Below are 17352 nucleotides of genomic sequence, written 5' to 3' on the forward strand. Positions count from 1 at the left end.
TGCCGCGAGCGAGAAATAAGGACACCGCACATCGACGTACCACGACTCGCTCTTCTCGAACAGCACGTCTGTCCGAAGTGTGACGCGCAGCCCGGCTCGCCGTGCCGCTCGCGCGGCGGCGCGGTCGCCTCCGCCTACCACACCCGCCGCTTCACCCTGGTGCCCCGGCTGAAGAAGGCGCTGCGGGTGCCCACCCCGGCCGACCGCGGACCGTGCCGGCCGTGGCGGCCGGGCACACCACCGCCGGCGCCGATCGACCCGGACCTGCCGAGCGCGGACATCCGCATCGGATACGCGCGCTGCTCGACTCTCAGGCAGGAACTCGACTCCCAGCTCGACGCGCTCAGCAAGCACGGCATCCCCCGGGACAAGATCTTCAGCGAGAAGATCAGCACCCGGGTACGGGTCCGTCCCCGGTTCGAGGGGGCGCTGCGGACCGCGCGGGAGGTCAAGGCGCACGCCCCGCACTGCCGGGTCATCTTCACCGTGTACGAGATGAAGCGCCTCGGCCGCGACGCCGCCGAACTCACCGCGCTCGCCGACCACCTCACCGCCCACGGCCTGGTCCTGGAGATGCTCGCCGGGCCCCTGCCCGGCATCTACGACCCCACCGGGCCGGGGAAGCTGCTGTTCGCCTTCTTCGCGGCCATGGCGGAGACCGAGCGGGAGAACATCCGCGAGTCCACGCTCGAAGGGCTCGACACCGCGGCCCGCAAGGGCAAGCACGGCGGCCGGCCCCCGGTCATCACCGACGACATGCTCCACACCGTGCTGCGGCGCCGCGCGGGCGGCGAGTCCGTCGAGCAGATCCAGCCCGACCTGATCATCCCCACCGACAAGCGCAAGGGACAGAACCCCTCGGTGGCGAGCATCTACCGGGCGCTCGCCGAACACGCCAAGCGCGAGTCGTATCCCGAAGCCGTCGAGCAGGCCCACGCCAACTTCGCCGCGCTCCGGGCCGGCGAAGTGCCCGGGCCCCGTCTCGCCCTCTCTGACCTAGCGTCACTCTGATTACAGAGAGCTACTTGTCACTTCGCCGTAGCTTCGGGAGAACAGGGCCATGACCACGTGTCCTGTCGCAGTGCAGCTGGCGGATTCTCACTCGGTCTCATCCGAGCTGCCAAATTCTCACTGCGTCGCCGTTGGCCGCCGGTTCGTCTCGTCGAACCTCGGTTGACCCGGCGCTACAGTCGCTGGGCCGCGCGAGGACGCATCTGAGCAGGGGATACGGTGACGAGGTGACGGAGACACTGCCCGCTGATGTGGCCCTCGTGCTGGAGGCCGTTCTCGGCGAGGACGATCCGGTCCACCTCGCACTTCGCCAGCAGGTGCCGCACATCCGCGTGCGAGAACGCTGCACGTGTGGGTGCGGCACCGCGTACTTCGATCTCGACACACGAGCGGTGGATCCGGCGCCATCCGGCCCGGGCACTGTGGTGGCGGCCGAGGTCCAGATCTTCACGGAAGACGGAGAGTGCCCCGGCGAGGTCCTGGTCTTCGCGCAGGGCGGCTACCTCTCGTGGGTGGAGGTCTGTTCCTGGAGCGACGAGATCGAGGTAACGCTGGCCACCGCTCAACGATCGTTGCGCCCTTGATGCAGGAGCCGTTCAAGGGCTGGCTCCGTCTCTGACCTGGGGCGGTCGGCTCACAACCCACGCAGGATTCCGCACAAGCCAGATGCAGCGAGAATCCCGAGCCGGGTGTTCTCATCCGACCTGGCAACCACGCAGCTCAGGACAAGATCCACAAACAAGCGTAATTCGACGGGACACCACGAACCGACCACCAGCAGGCGCCCGCCGCGCTGACCGCCGAGATCCTGACGGCGGTCGGGGAACTCGACCAGGACGCCGCCCCTGACGTCATCGCGGCCCGGCTCGGCGACGGACTCGCGCCCGCCCTGCACACGATGGCGAAGGCCCTGCGCGTGCAGGCCGGAGCCCTGGGGGTGCCCGCGGCGGCGGTGGACGACTTCGGCGGGTTTGAGGGGCAGTACGAGCAGATCGAGAAGGTCGCGGCCCACCACGGCAACCACCGCTCGTGATCGTGTTACGAGCTCATACGAGGAAGGGGACGATCTCAATGAAAGCCATTGTGGTAACCGACCAGGCCGCGGGAACGGCCGGGATGACGCTGACGGAGCGGCCTGAGCCGCCCACAGCGATCAACGACGTCATCGTTCAGATTCATGCATCGGGCTTCGTCCCGACAGAGATGGAGTGGCCATCGACCTGGACCGATCGCGCCGGCCGTGACAAGACACCGTCGATCCCCGGCCACGAGCTGGCCGGAGTGGTCACCGCCCTCGGCTACGGCACAACGGGGCTGTCGGTCGGGCAGCGGGTGTTCGGCCTCGCCGACTGGCACCGCGACGGCACCCTCGCGGAGTACGCGGCGATTGAGGCACGCAACCTCGCACCGCTGCCCGGCGACGTCGACTTCACGGTAGGCGCGTCCCTGCCCATCTCGGGTCTGACCGCGTGGCAGGGGTTGTTCCAGCACGGCCGCCTTCAGGCCGGCCAAACCGTCCTCGCCCATGGCGCAGCCGGAGCAGTCGGGACGATGGTGACCCAGCTCGCACGTGAGGCCGGCGCTTACGTCATCGGCACTGGACGCGCCGCCGACCGTGAGAAGGCGCTCGACTTCGGCGCGCATGAGTTCGTCGACCTCGAGAACGACGCACTCAAAGACGTCGGAGGCGTCCATCTGGTCTTCGATGTCATCGGCGGCGACGTCCAGAGGAGCTCTGCGGCTCTGACCAAGACCGGCGGGACGTTGGTGTCGGTCGTGGGCCCGGTCGAGGCCCGCCCCGCTGATGGCCTGGCGATCGATTTCGTTGTCGAGGCCGATCGCACCCAGCTGGGTGAGATCGTGCAGCGAGTCCGAGACGGGCGGCTGCGTACGAACATCGGAACCACCGCGTCCCTCGACAACGCGGTCGCAACCCTCAACTCAACCGAGCGACGCGAGGGGAAGACAGTCATTCGTGTACGCCCGTAGGGAGTGATGGCCACACTCTAAGCAGCTCCGGAGGCGCTTGTACGCCCATGAGATCCGAGATCAGCGCGCCCCAGTCGCCGCCCTGAGCGACGAACCGCCGCTATCCGAGGCGCTTCATCAGCTCGGTCCAGGCACGTGCGATGCGCTCGGGACCCCAGCCGGTCGTGGTCGGCTTGGGAACCGCGCGATCCGACCGTGTCGGCTACGTGGTCGTGCGCTCCTGCTCGACCTGGGCACGGAACGCGGCCTCCTTCTTGCCCACCGCCGCGGCTCCGTCGAGTACGGCGTCGATGTCGGGTTCGGGGATCACCACCGCGCCGGAGTCGTCGGCGAAGACGTACTGCCCCGGGTGCACGCCCACCCCCGCGACCACGACCGGCACGTTCGCCTGGTACGGCGTGATCACATCGCCGCCCCATCGCACGGCCTCCGCGGAACAGTAGGCCGCGAAGGGGTGGGACTGCAGCTGGGCGAAGTCACGCAGCCGTGCGTCGGTGAGCACACCGGCCAGGCCGTAGCGCGTCAGGAGGGAAAGCTTGGTGCCGCCGCCGATGGAGACGTCGCGGTGGCCGTTGCTGGCCAGCACCAGCACCCTCCCCCGGCCACCGTCGGGTTCGACGCCCACCGCCTGCCGGAGCAGAGCGCCGAACGTGTGCGTCTCGGGGTCCATCATCACCGAACAGGAGGGGAAAAAGGAGATCGTGACCGCCGGGCCGAACAGGACCCGGCCCGGTGTCGGAGTGACGAGGTCGTGAATGTGCGCGCGGTGCCGATGGATTCGTCCCAGGGCGTCGACGATGTCCGCGCACGCCAGCGACCGGGCCGCCCGAGCGCGCCGCTTGGCCGCCGCCTCTCGCTCGTCGCCCGGCGAGGCGGGGGTCACGGCAGCTCCAGCATCCGGATCGACATCAGGGTGAGCTGGAGCCGGCGTGGCCGGTCGACGAGTAGCACCTCGCACGCCGAGCACGCCGGACAGCGCACCACCATGCCGGGGCAGCGCAGATAGACCCTGGTCTCGGCGACGCGGTGCCGATCCCCGCACTCGGCGCACTGCAGGACGATCGTGGTCGCGTCCCGGCCCAGGGCCAGCGACATCGCCCCGGCGACGGCGTTGCCGTCCACATAGCCGTCCTCCAGGGGCACCGAGAGGAGGTCTTCCTCTGCGTTCACTGCGGGCCTCCTATCCGAACCTCTCGGTCCTCAACGAGTCGGCGTCCAAGCCGGCGCCGATCAGTCCGCGGGCGGCTTCCTCGACGAAGGCGGTCGGGCCGCATACGTAAGCCCGCAGCCGCGGTTCGCGAACACCACCGGGACGAAGCAGCGCGCTCAGCTGCTCGGCTCTCAGCCGGCCGTGCTCGAACCCCGCTGCCCGTTCCCGGGTCAGATGGACGGTGCTCTCCGGCCCGTCGGGACCGCGCAGCTCGGCGGCGAAGACGACCCGGTCCGCGGTGCGCGCGGAGTACACCAGTCGCACCGGTGTGCCGTGAGCGCGGGCGGCCCGCCAGATGGCGCGCATCGGCGCGATGCCGGAGCCGCCGGCGACCAGGAGCAGCGGTACGTCGTCGCCGGGCCGCCATACGAAGTAGCCCCCTACCGGTCCCATGATCTCCAGGGCGTCACCGTCGGTGGCGACGTCGACCAGGTACGGAGACACCTCGCCGTCGTCCACGCGTTCCACGGTGATCTGCGGGGCCTCCCCGGGCGCGGAGGACAGCGAGAAGCTGCGGGTGGCCTGGTACCCGTCCTCGGCGGTGAGCCGGACGTCGATGTGCTGGCCGGCGACATGCCCCGGCCAGCCGGCGACGGCGAGCCGGATGGTGCGCGCCGAGGCGCTCTCACGCGCCGTACCGGCGACGGTGGCGGCTCGCCAGCCGTGAACGGGTCGCACGCGCGGTGGCATGGCTGAACGGTCAGTCACCGTAGTAGCGCTGTTCAAGGAACGGGTCACCGCGGTGGTGGTAGCCGGCGTTCTCCCAGAACCCCAGCTCGTCCTCGGGCATCACCCGGATCCCGCGCAACCACTTGGCGGACTTCCACAGATACAGGTGCGGCACCAGCAGCCGGACCGGCCCGCCATGTTCGGCGGGGATCGGACCGCCCTCGTAGCCCACCGCGACCATCGCGTCGCGGTCCACCAGGTCCTCCACCGGGACGTTCGTGGTGTAGCCGCCGTACGAGGACACCAGCGCGTAGGGCTCGTCGGCCACCCCGGCGTCCTCCAGCACGGTCGCCACCGGAACGCCCTGCCAGGTCGTCCCCAGCTTGGACCAGTGCGTGACGCAGTGAATGTCGGTCGTCAGGTCCACCACGCCCAGATCGTGCAGCGACGCCCACGCGTAGGTCTTCTCCGTGATCCCGTCCGTGACCACCAGCTCCCACGCGCGGGCCGGTACGTGCTGGGTCGGGCCCGCCGTGAGGACCGGGAAGTCACTGGTGACGAACTGCCCCGGTGGGACCGGGCCTTCCGTGCGTCGAGGCCGTCCCGTGAATCCGCGCGTGACCATCTGTCGCTCACCACCCATCGTATCGACAGCGTAACCAATCGTGAGCGCTCTCGCCTGCGCCGCGATGAGTGGCCCAGATGTCTCCCCCGCCATCCCGCTGCAGCCGCAGCCGGGGGACAGCGACCGGTCCGCGCGGGACGGGATGCGTGCAGGCTCTTCGCGCGTGCAAGGTGGATACGTCGGCGGATGGGACCGCTTCGTCAGTAGTGGCATCACCATCGTCTGCGAACAGAGACTGCCATGCGGAGAATGCGAATCGCTGTTGCCGGCGCGACCGGGGACATCGGGTCCCTCACAGTGGCCGCTCTGGAACGGGCCGGACACGACGTCGTGCGCATCAGCCGCTCGCTCGGCGTGGACCTGCGTACCGGCGACGGCCTGGACGCCGCCCTGACCGGTGTGGAGGCCGTCATCGACGCCACGAGCCACGAGGCGGTCGACCGGGACGAGACCGTGGCGTTCTTCGGCACCACCAGGCGGAACCTGCTCGCCGCCGAGGAGCGGGCCGGAGTCCGTCACCACGTGCTGCTCTCGATCGTCGGGGTGGATCGAGCAACGACACTGAGCCGAACGGGTGACGGGCCAAGGTGTTCGACAACCCAAGATCATCCCGTGGCGGGTTTATGCCGTATCTGGGAACCGGCGCTTATTGATTTCGGCCTCTTGGGGTCTGGATCTGTGCCGGGGCCGGTGACGCGGTCCGTCCGGGCTGGTACGCCGGAGGCATGCGGTATCCGGATGGGGGCGGGCTGACCGCCGAGCAGCGCAGGCGCCGGGAAGAGGTGCGGATCCGGGCCGTTGACCTCTTCGAGGAGGACGGGGAAGTCCCGAGCATCGCCCGGGAGTTACGGGTGAGTGAGAAGTCGGTCTACCAGTGGCGCCGTAGCTGGAGGACGGGCGGGCGCGAGGCGCTGCGTTCCAAGGGCCCCTCCGGCTACGACTGCCGCCTCGGTGCCCACCTGCAGGCCAAGCTCGCGACGTGGCTGGAGGAGGGGCCGGCCGCACACGGCTGGACGGATGACCAGGTGTGGACCGCCGCGAGGGTGGCCACGCTGATCGGGCGGAAGTTCCACCTCTCCTACAGCGTCTCCGGGGTGACCCGGCTGCTGCACCGTATGGGCTACAGCGTGCAGGTGCCGGACAGACCCGCCGCCGAGCGCGACGAGGAGGCCGTCGCCACGTGGCGGGAGGTGACCTGGCAGGAGGTAACGGCGTTGTCGGCTATTGAAGATCGGGGCGAGAACCGTGTGGCTGAGGGCCCGAGGTGCTGACTGGGGATGGTGGTTCGGCCGCTGGTGAACGCCGATCCTCCGACAGGACCCGCCCGCATATCCTCCGGACATGGTTGATCAACGCTCGGTCGACGTTGGCGGGGTCCGGCTGGCCTATCAGATCTCGGGTCCGCCGGACGCTCCGCCGCTCGTCCTGTTGCACGCGCTGGGCGAGGATGCCACCGACTGGGAGGCGGTTGTGCCCGCCCTCGCCCGGAGTCGACGGGTGTATGCCCTCGATCTTCGCGGGCACGGCCGAAGCGACTGGCCGGGGGACTACTCGCTCGAACTCATGCAGGCCGATGTGCTCCGGTTCCTGGACGCACTGGGACTTGGCCCAGTGGATCTGATCGGGCACTCCATGGGCGGGATCGTGGCCTACCTGCTCGCACAGCACCATCCGCAGCGGGTGAGCCGACTCATCCTGGAGGACGTTCCAATCCCGCGTCCCCGGGAGCAGACCACCCCGACCAGGCCGGACGGCGCCCTGACCTTCGACTGGGAGATGGTGCTGGCCGTCAGGCGGCAGATCGATGTGCCTGACCCCAGATGGCTGGAGCGACTCAGCCAGATCACCGCCAAGACCCTCGTGCTCGCCGGCGGCCCACACAGCCATGTTCCCCAGGACGGCGTCGCCGAGCTGGCCCGCCGCATCCCCGGCGGGCGAGTGGTCACCATCCCGGTTGGACACCTGATCCACCACGCAGTGCCGGAGGCGTTCACCGAGGCGGTTTCGGCGTTCCTGTGGGAGAACTTCCGTCCTGCCCGCCAACCATGAGCACGGTCACAGGCCGTGTCGTGTGGACGGTCGCACGGGTTCTTCGAGTGTGACCAAGAAGTGGGCCCGTGCGGCCTTGTCCCATCCTGTCTTCACAGGCGTCTCGCGTGCCCATCTCGACGGTTTGATCGAGGAGTTGGCCGGGCCGTGGCAGGCCCGACGGGAATCGGCATTGCATCAGCGGCGGGGAGGGAAGCGTCACCGTGCCGCCGGGGCGGGCCGTAAGCACGAGCTGGTGTTCACCGACCGGGTGCTGGTCGCACTGGTCCACTTGCGCACTCGGCTCCCGCACGCCGCGCTCGCCGAGCTGTACGGGGTCGGCCGCTCCACCGTCACCGAGGCCATCGGCGAGATCCGCCCGCTGCTCGCCGACCGCGGCTTCGCCGTCCCCAACCAGCCCGGACTGCGCCTGCGAACGTTGGCCGACGTGTTCGCCTACGCCGATGCGGAGGGGGTGACCTTGCGGATCGACGGGACCGAGACCCAGGTCCGCCGCCCGAAGGCCCACCGCCCGGGCCGCTGCGCGTTCGTCTCCGGCAAGAAGAAGCAGAACACCATGAAGACCACCACGATCAGCGATGGCCAGGGCCGCACCCTGTGGTCCGGGGCCGACCGGCCCGGAAGAATGCACGATCAGACTGCGATGCGCACCGAGGGCATCGCCGAGCAGTTCCGCCTCCACCCAGACGTGAGAGCCGAGGTGGATGAGGGCTACCGGGGTCTGGCGAACGAGTTCCCCGAACAGGTCAGTGCGCCGCCGAAGAAGCCAAGGGAAGACGTCCCGCTCGGTGACCGGTACGCCTGGCGTGAGCAACGGCGCCGCCAGTCCTCGGCGCGGATCTGCGTCGAACACGCCAACGCCGAGCACAAGCAGTGGCGCCCGCTTCAGCGCTTCCTCGGCCGCCGCGAGCACTACCCGGCCACGCACCGAGCCGTCGCCGGCCTGGTCTCCGACCGAGCCGCCCAGCGGCCCACCCGCCGCAAACCGAGCACCGGACTCGTGCCCGTCAGCCCGATGACCTGCTAAATCGCCCACCAGCCGAACTCTCAGGTCATCACGCCTCAACATCAATAGCCGACAACGTCGTAAAACCCTCCGGGCGGCGACCGGCGCGTTCATCTGCTTCGAGGACGAAGCGGGCGTGACCGGCCGGCCGCCCAAGGGCCGCACCTGGGGCCGACGCGGCATCACCCCCAGGATCAAGGTGTCCGGCCGCGGCCGGGGACGGCTCTCGGTGGCCGGGCTGCTGTGCTATCGGCCCGGCCTACCCGCCCGCCTGTGCTATCGGCTGCGCCGGCACACCGGCCGCAAGGGCGAGCGCCGCTCGCTCGGCGAGATGGACTACATCCGCCTGCTCGACGGCGCCCACCAGCTGCTCAAGGCCCCGCTGATCGTGGTGTGGGACCGGCTGAGCACCCACACCTCCAAAACGATGCAGGCGCTCGTGGCCGAGCGGGACTGGCTGACGGTGGTCCTGCTGCCCGGAGACGCGCCCGACCTCAACCCGGTCGAGGGCCTGTGGGCGCATATCAAGCGGAGCCTGGCCAACCTGACCGCCCGCGCCCTCAGCGAGTTGGAGATCCTGCTCCGCAGGCGGCTCAAGGCGCTGCAGTACCGGCACCACATCCTCGGCGGATTCCTCGCGGGGACCGGCCTCGCTCTCGAGAGACCGAACTGACCCTAATACGCCGAAGTCAGTACACGCGCAGCCGTACAAGGCGGTTACGGAGGCAGGCCACGAGGTCGTCGTCGCGACGCCCAACGGCGTGACGCCGACCGTCGACATGATGAACCTGCGCCCCGCCATGGCCGGCGGTGAGGAGGAAGCGCTCGAACTGGAAGCCAGTATCCGTTCCGCGGAGGTCATGCGCTGGCCGATCAAACTCTCGGACGTGCGGCTGCAGGACTACGACGCGGTGTACCTGCCCGGAGGCCACGGCCCAATGCAGGACCTGTGGGCAGACACCGATGCGGGGGGGACGGATACTGGAAGAGCAGGAGGCTGTCGGACTGGCCGACAAGGCACAGTGGCCGCTCGAGGACGCACTCAAGGAACAAGTCGGCGTCGAGTGCAGCCGGGGCGAGATATGGAAGCCGTACATGGTCGAGGACCGCAACCTGATCACCGGGCAGAATCCCCCACTCCGCCGAAGTGCTCGCAGAACGGCTGCTGAAAACCCTCGTGTGAGACCTCTCATGGTGTGAGACGGCGTTTCCATTGAGTGCCGCTGAGTGCCGCGCGGGGAGTCCGGGAGGGGATCCTCGCCGCACTGGGTCGCCGTCGGCGTAAGCAGTGCGCTCGGGTCTGCGAGCACGCTGCCGGTACGCGGTTGCCGGCAGCGGTCTTCGTCGGCCCCCGCTGCTTCGGACGGAAGCCGTCTTCCCACATGCCAACTAGCCTGGAGCAAGGTACAACGTTGCGGGCAGCGCTACATCCGCTTCCTCGCCGCTGGAACAGGGCGCCGCCCTCCAGTTGTACCGAGCGCGCGAGGCGTTCTGCAATGCGCGAACACACAAAGCTCCACGGCACCGTCAGAGGAGGCCCGGCGGTAGGGGCGTTGGCAACAGGCATCCACCGCAACCGCGTTCGGGCGCCCTGGAGGCCGGGAGGCCACGCCTCCCACGCACGAGAGAAGAAACCGGTCGTGGCACGGATCGCCGGGCCGGACGGACAATTCAAGGGTCATCGCGGCGCGGAGCTCTCGTAGCGGTCGGGCGGCGTCCGATCTGATTGCGGATCCGCTCGAAGGAGACAGATCGCCACCAGCGAGCTCGCCCTTCCCGCCGTCGCCGGAACCTTCACCGAACGGAGTGAAACCGATGCAGGAGTTCCTCGTCGAAATCACCACCACAGTCCCTGAGGGGACCACCCAGGACGAGGTCGACAGGCGGAGGGCGGCCGAGGCGGTTCGCGCGAGGGAGCTCTCGGCGACCGGCAACCTGGCCCGGTTGTGGCGTCCAGTCGGCGAGTTGCGCAGCATCGGGGTCTGGCGGGCCGCGAACGAGGAGGAGCTCCACGAGAAGGTGCTCGGCACACTGCCACTGCGCCCCTGGATGACCCTCACCATCACCCAGCTCGAATCCCACCCCAACGACCCCGGGCGGGCCGCCGACGGCACGGCGTGATCGCGGAGCCCCGTAGCCATGGACCGGCGGCTGCTCGCAGCCGCCGGCCGCAGACCCGCTCCGATACCCGCGGGAACCGCGAGGAACCCCTCTTGAGTGTTCACGCACGGTGAGCCGTCCCTCTCCGGGGAAGCACTGCGCAGCGGTCTCCTTGGGGCACGTCGCCGGGACCGCCGCGGGGCTGGCTGCCGGGGTGTGGGGCGGCCGCTTCGTCTTCACTCCGTTCCCCGCTGATGCATGCCCAAGCGGGCCTGTCCGCCGACGCCGATGCCCCCCGTGGTTACTGCCAACTGCACGGAACCCCTGCAGCGTGTGGTGATCGTCGCGATCCGCGTGGAGGCGACCGCCGCCTTGGGCTGGAGCACGGTCGCCATCTCCAAGTGCTGCTGGTGCTCCTTCGGGCAGTAGTGCCCGCGACCAGGGTGAGAACCAGCGGATCGTCGCCCTGAAGCTCGCTCAGCGTGCGAACTGTTCCGGTGTGGTCGGGCAACGCGAAGTCCGGGAACGGGAAAACGCCGCCGGGAGTGATGTCGGAACGCATGGTCAATCGCCTGTCGTCGTCAGGTCCGAGAGACGCTCGGATGTAATGGGCGACCTCGTCGGCGGCTGACCCCTCACCTCGTGGCCGGACGGTGGGCGCACAGGTGCGCCCCTGTCGTCGAGTAGCCGCCCGGCGGGACTCGCACGCCCTCAACCGTTCCCGGGAAGACCCGCCTCTGCATCCGAAGGCCGCTTCTCCGGCCGGGGCAGGATCCTGCATTCGGCCGCATCACCTGCCGCCGACGCGGTCGGCGGGGCTGCCCGCTCATGCCGGCGACTGGGTACCGGCCTGCTCTCGCACCATGTACTGCGCGTACCAGTCCGGCCAGTCCGGGTCCTCGGCGCCGGTGCGTGCCTCATGCTCGCCGTGTGCCGCCGCGGCGCGGCGCAGCGCGTTCGACAGGTCCTCGGCCGAGGAGAAGGCCGTGCTCGCGGGGTCCAGCCGTCCCGGCAGCCGGTCGGTGATCTCCTGGAGGACCCAGCCGTTGCCGTCCGGATCGCTGAACGACAGGAACGAGCTGTAGCTGGCGTGCTGCGGATCCGGGCCGGGCACGCGGGCGTCGGTCCCGACGTGGTGGAAGACGCCGCCGGCGTCGTGGAAGACCTCGCTCGGGTCGGCGCCGAGCCGTTTCAGTTCATCGTGGGCGGCGGAGATGTCGTCGACGACCAAGTGCATGCCCTGCGTCGAGCCCGGTGTAAGGGATGTGATCGAGGTACCAAAGATCACGGAGGCCGGTGAGCCGGGCGGGGTGACCTGCACGACTCGGAAGTTCTCGCCGGTGGCGACGTCCGCGTCGAGCCTCCAGCCCAGCCGCGTGTAGAAGTCCTTGGCACGGTCGACGTCGGACACTGATATCACGACGACCTCGAGTTTCATGTCCATGACTTGCGCCTCTCGCGCTCGGTCGATGTGCCGGCGTCGTCGCAGCCGCGTTGCCGGGTGCGGGTTCACGCCCGGCGAATCCCGCCCCTGGGTGAAGAGCTGCGGACAGGGGGCCCTCCCTACCGGCGGATGTTCCAGGGATCACCCGCAGTGGCTTCTGCGTCGCCGGCGACTCCTGGCCTCCGGGCAAGCGGTGCGCCTCCGTCGCGGGGCCGCCGTCCCTACCCAGCATCGCGCGCGAAGTAGTCGATCGCACCTGTACGACGTCCTGGTCGACTCCCCTGGCCCGCGCGGGGCGCCGCAGCCCGCCACCGGGCTCATCCCGGGCATGCGCACGACACGATGAAGCCTGGCATGTTCCGCCCACAGTGCCCGGCGGTCGGCAGAGCTGTCCGCGCCGAACCCCGGCGGCTCGTTGTCGGTGGAGCGGGGGCCGCCATACCGTCCGTGTCGGCGCGGTGAGGGCGTCGTGCGTCACAGGTCCAGGACGATCCCCTCGGTGGGCTTGGAGCAGCAGATGAGGATGTTGCCGTCGGCGGGGGGCTCGACCGGGTCTGGGGCGTACTGCACTGCCCCGGACATGAGGGCGAGTTCGCAGGTGTGGCAGACGCCGGTCCGGCACGACCATCTGACGGGGACATCGCAGGCCTCGGCGAGTTCGAGCAGGGACTCCCGGGCATCGTTCCAGGGGACCTCGAGACCGCTGCGGGCGAAGGTGACTGTGGGACCGGTGCCCGCCCGCCCGGCGGGCTGGTGGGGTGCGGCTGCCGCCGCGCCGTCGATCCCTGGAGTGAGGGATGGACCCGCGCCGAAGATCTCGGTATGGACGCGGGATGCCTTCAGGCCCGCATCGACCAGGGCTGTGGTGACGCTGTCCATGAAGGCCCCGGGGCCGCACAGGTAGGCGTCGGCGTCGATGGGCAGCCCCAGGCCGAGAATACGGTCGCCCGACAGGTGGCCGATGTCCGTGTAGTCGACGCCCCGGCGGTCTTCGACGGCCGGCTTGCTGTAGTAGATCCTCGACCGGGCCCGCGGAAGCATGTCGACCAGTTCCCGGCTCTCCCGGGCGAAGGGGTGCTCCGTGCCGTCACGGGCCCCGTGCAGCCACCACACCTGGCGGCTGGAGCAGTCACGGGCGAGTGCGTGCAGCATCGCCAGCACGGGAGTGGCTCCGATGCCGGCCGACAGCAGGACCACCGGATTGTCCCCGGCGGTCAGGCAGAAGGTACCGCGGGGCGCCGCGACGTCGAGGTGGTCGCCGGTGCGTACGTGGCTGCGCAGACGGTTGCCGGCCGCGCCGTGGAGTTCGGCCTTCACGCTGATCCGGTACGTTCCGGTGCCCGGCTCGCCGGACAGCGAGTAACTGCGGATCAGCGGTGGCGTGTCCCCCTCGGTCCGGACCTTGACCGTGACGAACTGCCCCGGCAGCGAGGTCGGCAGATCCGAACCGTCGGGGGCGGCCAGCGACAGAGAGAACACGTTGCGGCTCTCGGGCTGGATGCGGGTGACGAGCAGCGGGCGAAAGCCCGGCCAGGCGGGGCGCGGAGCGGTGGCCGCGGCATTCAGCCCGGCGCTGCCGGACGTTCCGGCGGCCTCGGTGTCCCCCTGATCCAGCAGAGCCTTCATGGACGCCTGCCAGCCGGGGCTGAGCATGGGGATCCGCAGGGCACGTTCGACCTGCCGGCGGGTGTGCCCGGGCAGGTAGAGCACCCGGTCGATCTCCTCGACGGTCATCGCCTCGGGTCCGGTGGAGACCTTGACGATCTCCTGCCCGGCTTCGACCTCGCCTTCTTCGAGCACGCGCAGATAGAAGCCGGGCCGGTGGTGTGCCACCAGCAGTGCCGCCATCCGCGGCTCGCCCATCCGCAGGCCGACGCGGTAGCAGGTCACCCGCGGCTGGGTGACCTCGAAGAGCGCGTCGCCGATGCGGTAGCGGTCACCGATGCAGACCTCGTTGTCCGGTAGGCCGTCGACGGTGAAATTCTCCCCGAACTGGCCTGGTTGGAGATCGCCGCGGCCGAGTTCGCGAGCCCAGAAGCGGTAGGAATCGGTCTGGTACACGAGCACTGCCCGCTGCTCGCCTCCGTGACCGCCCAGATCGCCCTGGCCGTCGCCGTCGATGTTCAGCCGCCGCACCATCCGCGGCCCGGTCACGGACCTCTTGTAGACGCCAGTGTGCACGGTCTTGCCGTGCCAGGGGACGTCCTTCGGCATCCCGACGCTCAAGGCTCTCAATACGGCCACCTTGCCGCCTCCCATGCAGGGATCTCCGCCGGAGAACGCGTGCGGGTCTCGCCCGGGCGCCCGCCGGCCCCGGGCTCTCACCCGCACCGGCCGCCGAACCCATGCCCTTCGAGGAGAGACATCACGACCATGTGGCCCGACGCCGCGGTGAGACAACGCGGCTGGCATCCCCACCGGCTACACACGGCTCTCACGAGCAAGCGTACCCACGCGAACCGGCGCACCGCATCAGACAGACGAGGCACGGCGTCTACTCGCCGACGGCGCCGGCGCCGGCGCCTGCACCCACTGCCGGCCTGACGCGGGCCTCGGCATCCTCGGCTTATGGTGCGTCTCGTAGGCGTGGGGTAGCTCCAGCGGGAGTGTTTGCGTAGGCGCCGTCGGCGTCGACGGCCCGCCACAGGTACTTCAGCCCGCCAGTGATCTTCACGAGGGCCTCGTCCAGGTGTCACTCGTCCCCGGGCTGGGGCCGCCGACGGCACAGGCTGTTGGCGTAGCCCTGCCCGGACTTCGCGCACCAGCGCCGGACGGTCCCGTGGGAGACGATCACGCCGCGCTCGAGCCTCGACTCCTCAACCTCACGGAACGACAGTGGGAAGCAGAAGTACAGCCACACCCAGTGGGGGATGATCTCCACCGGGTACTGAGTACTGGGTGCCGGGGCCCTGCACAACGGCGGCGCGAACGACACGAGTGAACCCCTCTCCGGCACGATCGACCACATGGTCATCCCACGCCGTTCAGCCAATGTGACAAAGTCGTCCGGCGACCTCCTCCAAGTCGACCCGGCCGCCATCCGTGACGTCCCGGTCGGCGCTGCCGTCGTCGGCGGGCAGGTCGAGTTCGACTGCGGCCCGATCGTCTCCTGCCGCCGTCACCACCGCAGCCGGGAATCCGCGCAAGGGGGACGAGGGGAGGCTCGCTGACACTCGACGAGTCTCCCCGACCGGCTCGTAGCAGGTCGGGCCGGGCGACCGAGAGACCCCCCGCGCGCCCGGGGCCGCTCCGGCTGCCCGGTGCCCCGCAGCGGTCGTACGATGTGTCGGCTGTGAACGACAGATCGGGCCGACCGGCCGGCTGCCGGATCGCCGCCCCCCTTCCGACGTGGAGTCGCTCATGACCACAGCGCGGGACCTGATGATCGTCGCCATCGACACACCGTCCTCTCCTCCCGTGGGGCGAGGCGACCTGTCGCTCACTCTCGCGGGAGCGGAGCTGATCGACCTTATTGACGCCGAGGCCCTCACCCTGGACGGCCACCGCGTCCTGCCGAGCCTGCCGCCCCGCATTGATGACCGTCTGCTGCGTGAGGCCGCGTCCTCACTCGTCCGGCAGGTGCCCTACGAATCCGTCGAGGACTGGCTGTGGCGCCGGGGCCGCGACCTGGCAGCCGCGTATCTCGCCGCCCTGGAGGCGGAGGCGCTGGTCACCCGGCCACACGCCCACCGGGTACTCCGGGGCGGGCCGCCGGCTGTGGCCGACTCGGCGGCCCGTCGACGGGCGGCGGATCGCTGGACGTCACATGAACCGGTTCTGGCCGGTCTCGCGGCCGCCGCGGGCATCGGGGAACAGCCCGCCGACGACCTGGTCGACGAACTCGCCGACGACCAGGTCGTAACCGTACTGGCCGCGGTCAACGATGCTGTCATGGAGCTGGAGGCCGTACGACAGCGCAGAGCGATCGAAGATGCGGCCTTCGACAACATCTGGCGAGGTGGGTGACGCCTTCTCGGTAGGGGCCGGACATCTGGCCCCGCCCCTGGTCGCCGCACAGACGGCACAGACGGCAATCGGGCAGGCGCCATGAGTACGGGCTTCGGCTCGTCAGGGTGAACTTTCTCAAAGTCGCTGATGGGCCAGGAGCGGTGGCTGTATCCCGGGGTGTGTGAGGTGTGCGGACGGGGGCGGGCTGACCGCTGCGGGACGCCGGCGTCGGGAGACGGTGCGGATGCGGGCGGCCGAGTTGTCCGAGCAGAAGTCCAAGCCGCCGGAGGTGGCACGGCGCCTGCGGGTGAGTCGGAGGTCGGCCTATCAATGGCGGCATCTGCGGCGGGAGGGCGGTGCAGAGGCTCTGGCCTCGCGCGGCGCGAGCGGTTCGCGGTGCCGTCTGTCCCCGCGCTGCCTGGGGAAGCCGGCCGTGTATGTGGAGCAGGGTCCGGCCGCGCACGGCTGGGTGGAGGACCAGGTGCGGACCGCGGCGCGGGTCGCCACGCTGATCGGCAGGAAGTTCCGCTTCAACCGCATGATCGGCCAGCTCTGCCACTGCCTCCGGCACACCGAACTGTTCGACGGACACACCGCCTTCCCGTCGAACCAGTCGAAGCTGCTTGACACGCTGGATACCTGAAGTGTCTACAGCGTCTCCGGGGCGACGCGGCTGACGCGCCGGCTCGGCTTCAGCCCGCAGGTACCCGCGTTCAGCCCGCAGGTGCCCGCGCGGAGGGTCGCCGAACGCGACGAGCAGGCCGTGACCGCGTGGAAGGAGGCGACCTGGGCCGAGGTAAAAGAGCCCGGGCGGCCTGCGGAGGCTACCTCTGCTCCGCGGAGAAGCCGGGTTCACCCGCCGGCCGCCCACAGGACGCACTCCCCCAGGCGGAGCCTGGGGGTACCCCCAGGGGCCGGCGCGGCCGCATCCCGGTCGTGGCGGTCAGCGGGCGCCGCTCGGGGCGCCTGTCGGTGGCCGGGCTGATCGCGATGCGGCCGGGCTCGCGCACCCGGCTGTGCCACCGCCTGCGCGCCCACCCCGCGGGCAGGGGCAAGCGTCGCAGCATGGGCGAGCGGGACTTCATCGCGCTGATCGACGGCGTCCACCAGCTCGTCAGAGCACCGGTCGTGCTGGTGGGGGCCGTCTGAACACCCACGTCTCCCGCGCCATGCGTGAGTTGATCGCCGAGCGTGCATGGCTGACGGTGTTCCTGCTGCCCGCCTACTCGCCCGGCCTCAACCCGGTCGAGATGGGTTTGTCTCAGTGCGAGCCTTGTAGGGATGCTGCCGCATGATGCTCA

Annotated in this window: 17 protein-coding genes and 6 pseudogenes; 16 read left to right on the forward strand and 7 right to left on the reverse strand. The window is 69.8% G+C overall.

The features are described 5' to 3' along the window. The first annotated feature begins 30 nt into the window (after nt 1-30). The 4 genes from ACFP2V_RS35660 (at nt 31) to ACFP2V_RS35675 (ending at nt 3000) form a co-directional block, all read left to right on the forward strand. On the forward strand, nt 31-1011 hold the full coding sequence (locus ACFP2V_RS35660; protein WP_381219898.1) for a recombinase family protein: 981 nt from the start codon (nt 31-33) through the stop codon (nt 1009-1011). Nucleotides 1012-1238: 227 nt separating this feature from the next. Continuing rightward, nucleotides 1239-1595 (forward strand): hypothetical protein, encoded by a 357-nt coding sequence (locus ACFP2V_RS35665; RefSeq protein WP_381219842.1) that lies wholly within the window; start codon nt 1239-1241, stop codon nt 1593-1595. Between the two features lie 314 nt (nt 1596-1909). Further along, nucleotides 1910-2044, forward strand: a complete 135-nt coding sequence (locus tag ACFP2V_RS35670; protein ID WP_269809385.1) for a hypothetical protein — start codon at nt 1910-1912, stop codon at nt 2042-2044. Between the two features lie 38 nt (nt 2045-2082). Next, nucleotides 2083-3000 carry an NADP-dependent oxidoreductase gene (locus ACFP2V_RS35675; RefSeq protein WP_381219846.1) on the forward strand — a complete coding sequence of 306 codons (918 nt, stop codon included), beginning with the start codon at nt 2083-2085 and terminating at the stop codon, nt 2998-3000. A 202-nt stretch (nt 3001-3202) separates the two neighbouring features. Here ACFP2V_RS35675 and ACFP2V_RS35680 read toward each other — a convergent pair whose 3' ends face one another. From ACFP2V_RS35680 to ACFP2V_RS35695, 4 genes are read right to left on the reverse strand one after another with little or no spacing between them, the layout of a single operon-like run. Further along, nucleotides 3203-3883 (reverse strand): RraA family protein, encoded by a 681-nt coding sequence (locus tag ACFP2V_RS35680; protein ID WP_381219849.1) that lies wholly within the window; start codon nt 3881-3883, stop codon nt 3203-3205. Continuing rightward, on the reverse strand, nt 3880-4170 hold the full coding sequence (locus ACFP2V_RS35685) for a DUF6510 family protein (RefSeq protein ID WP_381219852.1): 291 nt from the start codon (nt 4168-4170) through the stop codon (nt 3880-3882). Before ACFP2V_RS35685 ends, ACFP2V_RS35680 begins: the two co-directional genes overlap by 4 nt. Nucleotides 4171-4180: 10 nt before the next feature. Further along, the gene (locus tag ACFP2V_RS35690; protein WP_381219856.1) at nt 4181-4888 is read right to left on the reverse strand and encodes an FAD-binding oxidoreductase; all 708 of its coding nucleotides are present in this window, start codon (nt 4886-4888) and stop codon (nt 4181-4183) included. A 22-nt stretch (nt 4889-4910) separates the two neighbouring features. Continuing rightward, the gene (locus ACFP2V_RS35695; protein ID WP_381219859.1) at nt 4911-5522 is read right to left on the reverse strand and encodes a molybdopterin-dependent oxidoreductase; all 612 of its coding nucleotides are present in this window, start codon (nt 5520-5522) and stop codon (nt 4911-4913) included. A 231-nt stretch (nt 5523-5753) separates the two neighbouring features. On the opposite strand from ACFP2V_RS35695, the gene ACFP2V_RS35700 reads away from it, so the two are divergent. The 8 genes and pseudogenes from ACFP2V_RS35700 to ACFP2V_RS35735 all read left to right on the forward strand — a co-directional run bounded on the left by ACFP2V_RS35700 (nt 5754) and on the right by ACFP2V_RS35735 (nt 11088). Continuing rightward, entirely contained in the window at nt 5754-6257 is a 504-nt protein-coding gene (locus tag ACFP2V_RS35700; protein ID WP_381219862.1) for an SDR family oxidoreductase, read from the forward strand. After that, nucleotides 6230-6727: pseudogene (locus ACFP2V_RS35705) on the forward strand (winged helix-turn-helix domain-containing protein); the annotation flags it as partial. The gene ACFP2V_RS35700 and the pseudogene ACFP2V_RS35705, both read left to right, overlap by 28 nt. Before the next feature lie 118 nt (nt 6728-6845). After that, a complete protein-coding gene (locus ACFP2V_RS35710; RefSeq protein WP_381219868.1) occupies nt 6846-7553 on the forward strand; it encodes an alpha/beta fold hydrolase in 708 nt (235 codons plus the stop codon). Nucleotides 7554-7602: 49 nt separating this feature from the next. Next, entirely contained in the window at nt 7603-8580 is a 978-nt protein-coding gene (locus ACFP2V_RS35715; protein ID WP_381219871.1) for a transposase family protein, read from the forward strand. Between the two features lie 61 nt (nt 8581-8641). Continuing rightward, nucleotides 8642-9232 (forward strand): annotated as a pseudogene (locus ACFP2V_RS35720) (transposase); the annotation flags it as partial. A gap of 85 nt (nt 9233-9317) precedes the next feature. After that, nucleotides 9318-9728 (forward strand): annotated as a pseudogene (locus ACFP2V_RS35725) (hypothetical protein); the annotation flags it as partial. Nucleotides 9729-10374: 646 nt separating this feature from the next. Further along, nucleotides 10375-10680: a muconolactone Delta-isomerase family protein gene (locus tag ACFP2V_RS35730; protein ID WP_381219877.1), complete on the forward strand. Its 306-nt coding sequence runs from the start codon at nt 10375-10377 to the stop codon at nt 10678-10680. A gap of 276 nt (nt 10681-10956) precedes the next feature. Beyond that, entirely contained in the window at nt 10957-11088 is a 132-nt protein-coding gene (locus ACFP2V_RS35735; protein ID WP_381219880.1) for a hypothetical protein, read from the forward strand. A 397-nt stretch (nt 11089-11485) separates the two neighbouring features. Here ACFP2V_RS35735 and ACFP2V_RS35740 read toward each other — a convergent pair whose 3' ends face one another. Together ACFP2V_RS35740 and ACFP2V_RS35745 are read right to left on the reverse strand one after the other, a co-directional pair. Beyond that, the gene (locus ACFP2V_RS35740) at nt 11486-12103 is read right to left on the reverse strand and encodes a VOC family protein (RefSeq protein ID WP_381219883.1); all 618 of its coding nucleotides are present in this window, start codon (nt 12101-12103) and stop codon (nt 11486-11488) included. Nucleotides 12104-12577: 474 nt separating this feature from the next. Further along, nucleotides 12578-14347 (reverse strand): MOSC domain-containing protein, encoded by a 1770-nt coding sequence (locus ACFP2V_RS35745; protein ID WP_381219886.1) that lies wholly within the window; start codon nt 14345-14347, stop codon nt 12578-12580. 166 nt (nt 14348-14513) lie between these two features. Here ACFP2V_RS35745 and ACFP2V_RS35750 point away from each other — a divergent pair, with 166 nt between their 5' ends. Then, entirely contained in the window at nt 14514-14687 is a 174-nt protein-coding gene (locus ACFP2V_RS35750; RefSeq protein ID WP_381219901.1) for a DUF6233 domain-containing protein, read from the forward strand. A 36-nt stretch (nt 14688-14723) separates the two neighbouring features. Here the strand turns inward: ACFP2V_RS35750 and ACFP2V_RS35755 are convergent. Further along, a pseudogene (locus ACFP2V_RS35755) lies at nt 14724-15038 on the reverse strand (IS6 family transposase); the annotation flags it as partial. Between the two features lie 425 nt (nt 15039-15463). On the opposite strand from ACFP2V_RS35755, the gene ACFP2V_RS35760 reads away from it, so the two are divergent. The 3 genes and pseudogenes from ACFP2V_RS35760 to ACFP2V_RS38800 form a co-directional block, all read left to right on the forward strand. After that, nucleotides 15464-16069: a GPP34 family phosphoprotein gene (locus tag ACFP2V_RS35760; protein WP_381219889.1), complete on the forward strand. Its 606-nt coding sequence runs from the start codon at nt 15464-15466 to the stop codon at nt 16067-16069. A gap of 163 nt (nt 16070-16232) precedes the next feature. Beyond that, nucleotides 16233-16586: pseudogene (locus ACFP2V_RS35765) on the forward strand (helix-turn-helix domain-containing protein); the annotation flags it as partial. A 114-nt stretch (nt 16587-16700) separates the two neighbouring features. After that, a pseudogene (locus ACFP2V_RS38800) lies at nt 16701-17301 on the forward strand (transposase); the annotation flags it as partial. Nucleotides 17302-17352: the final 51 nt, after the last annotated feature.

The organism is Streptomyces incanus (genome assembly GCF_042656345.1).
GTDB lineage: Bacteria > Actinomycetota > Actinomycetes > Streptomycetales > Streptomycetaceae > Streptomyces > Streptomyces incanus.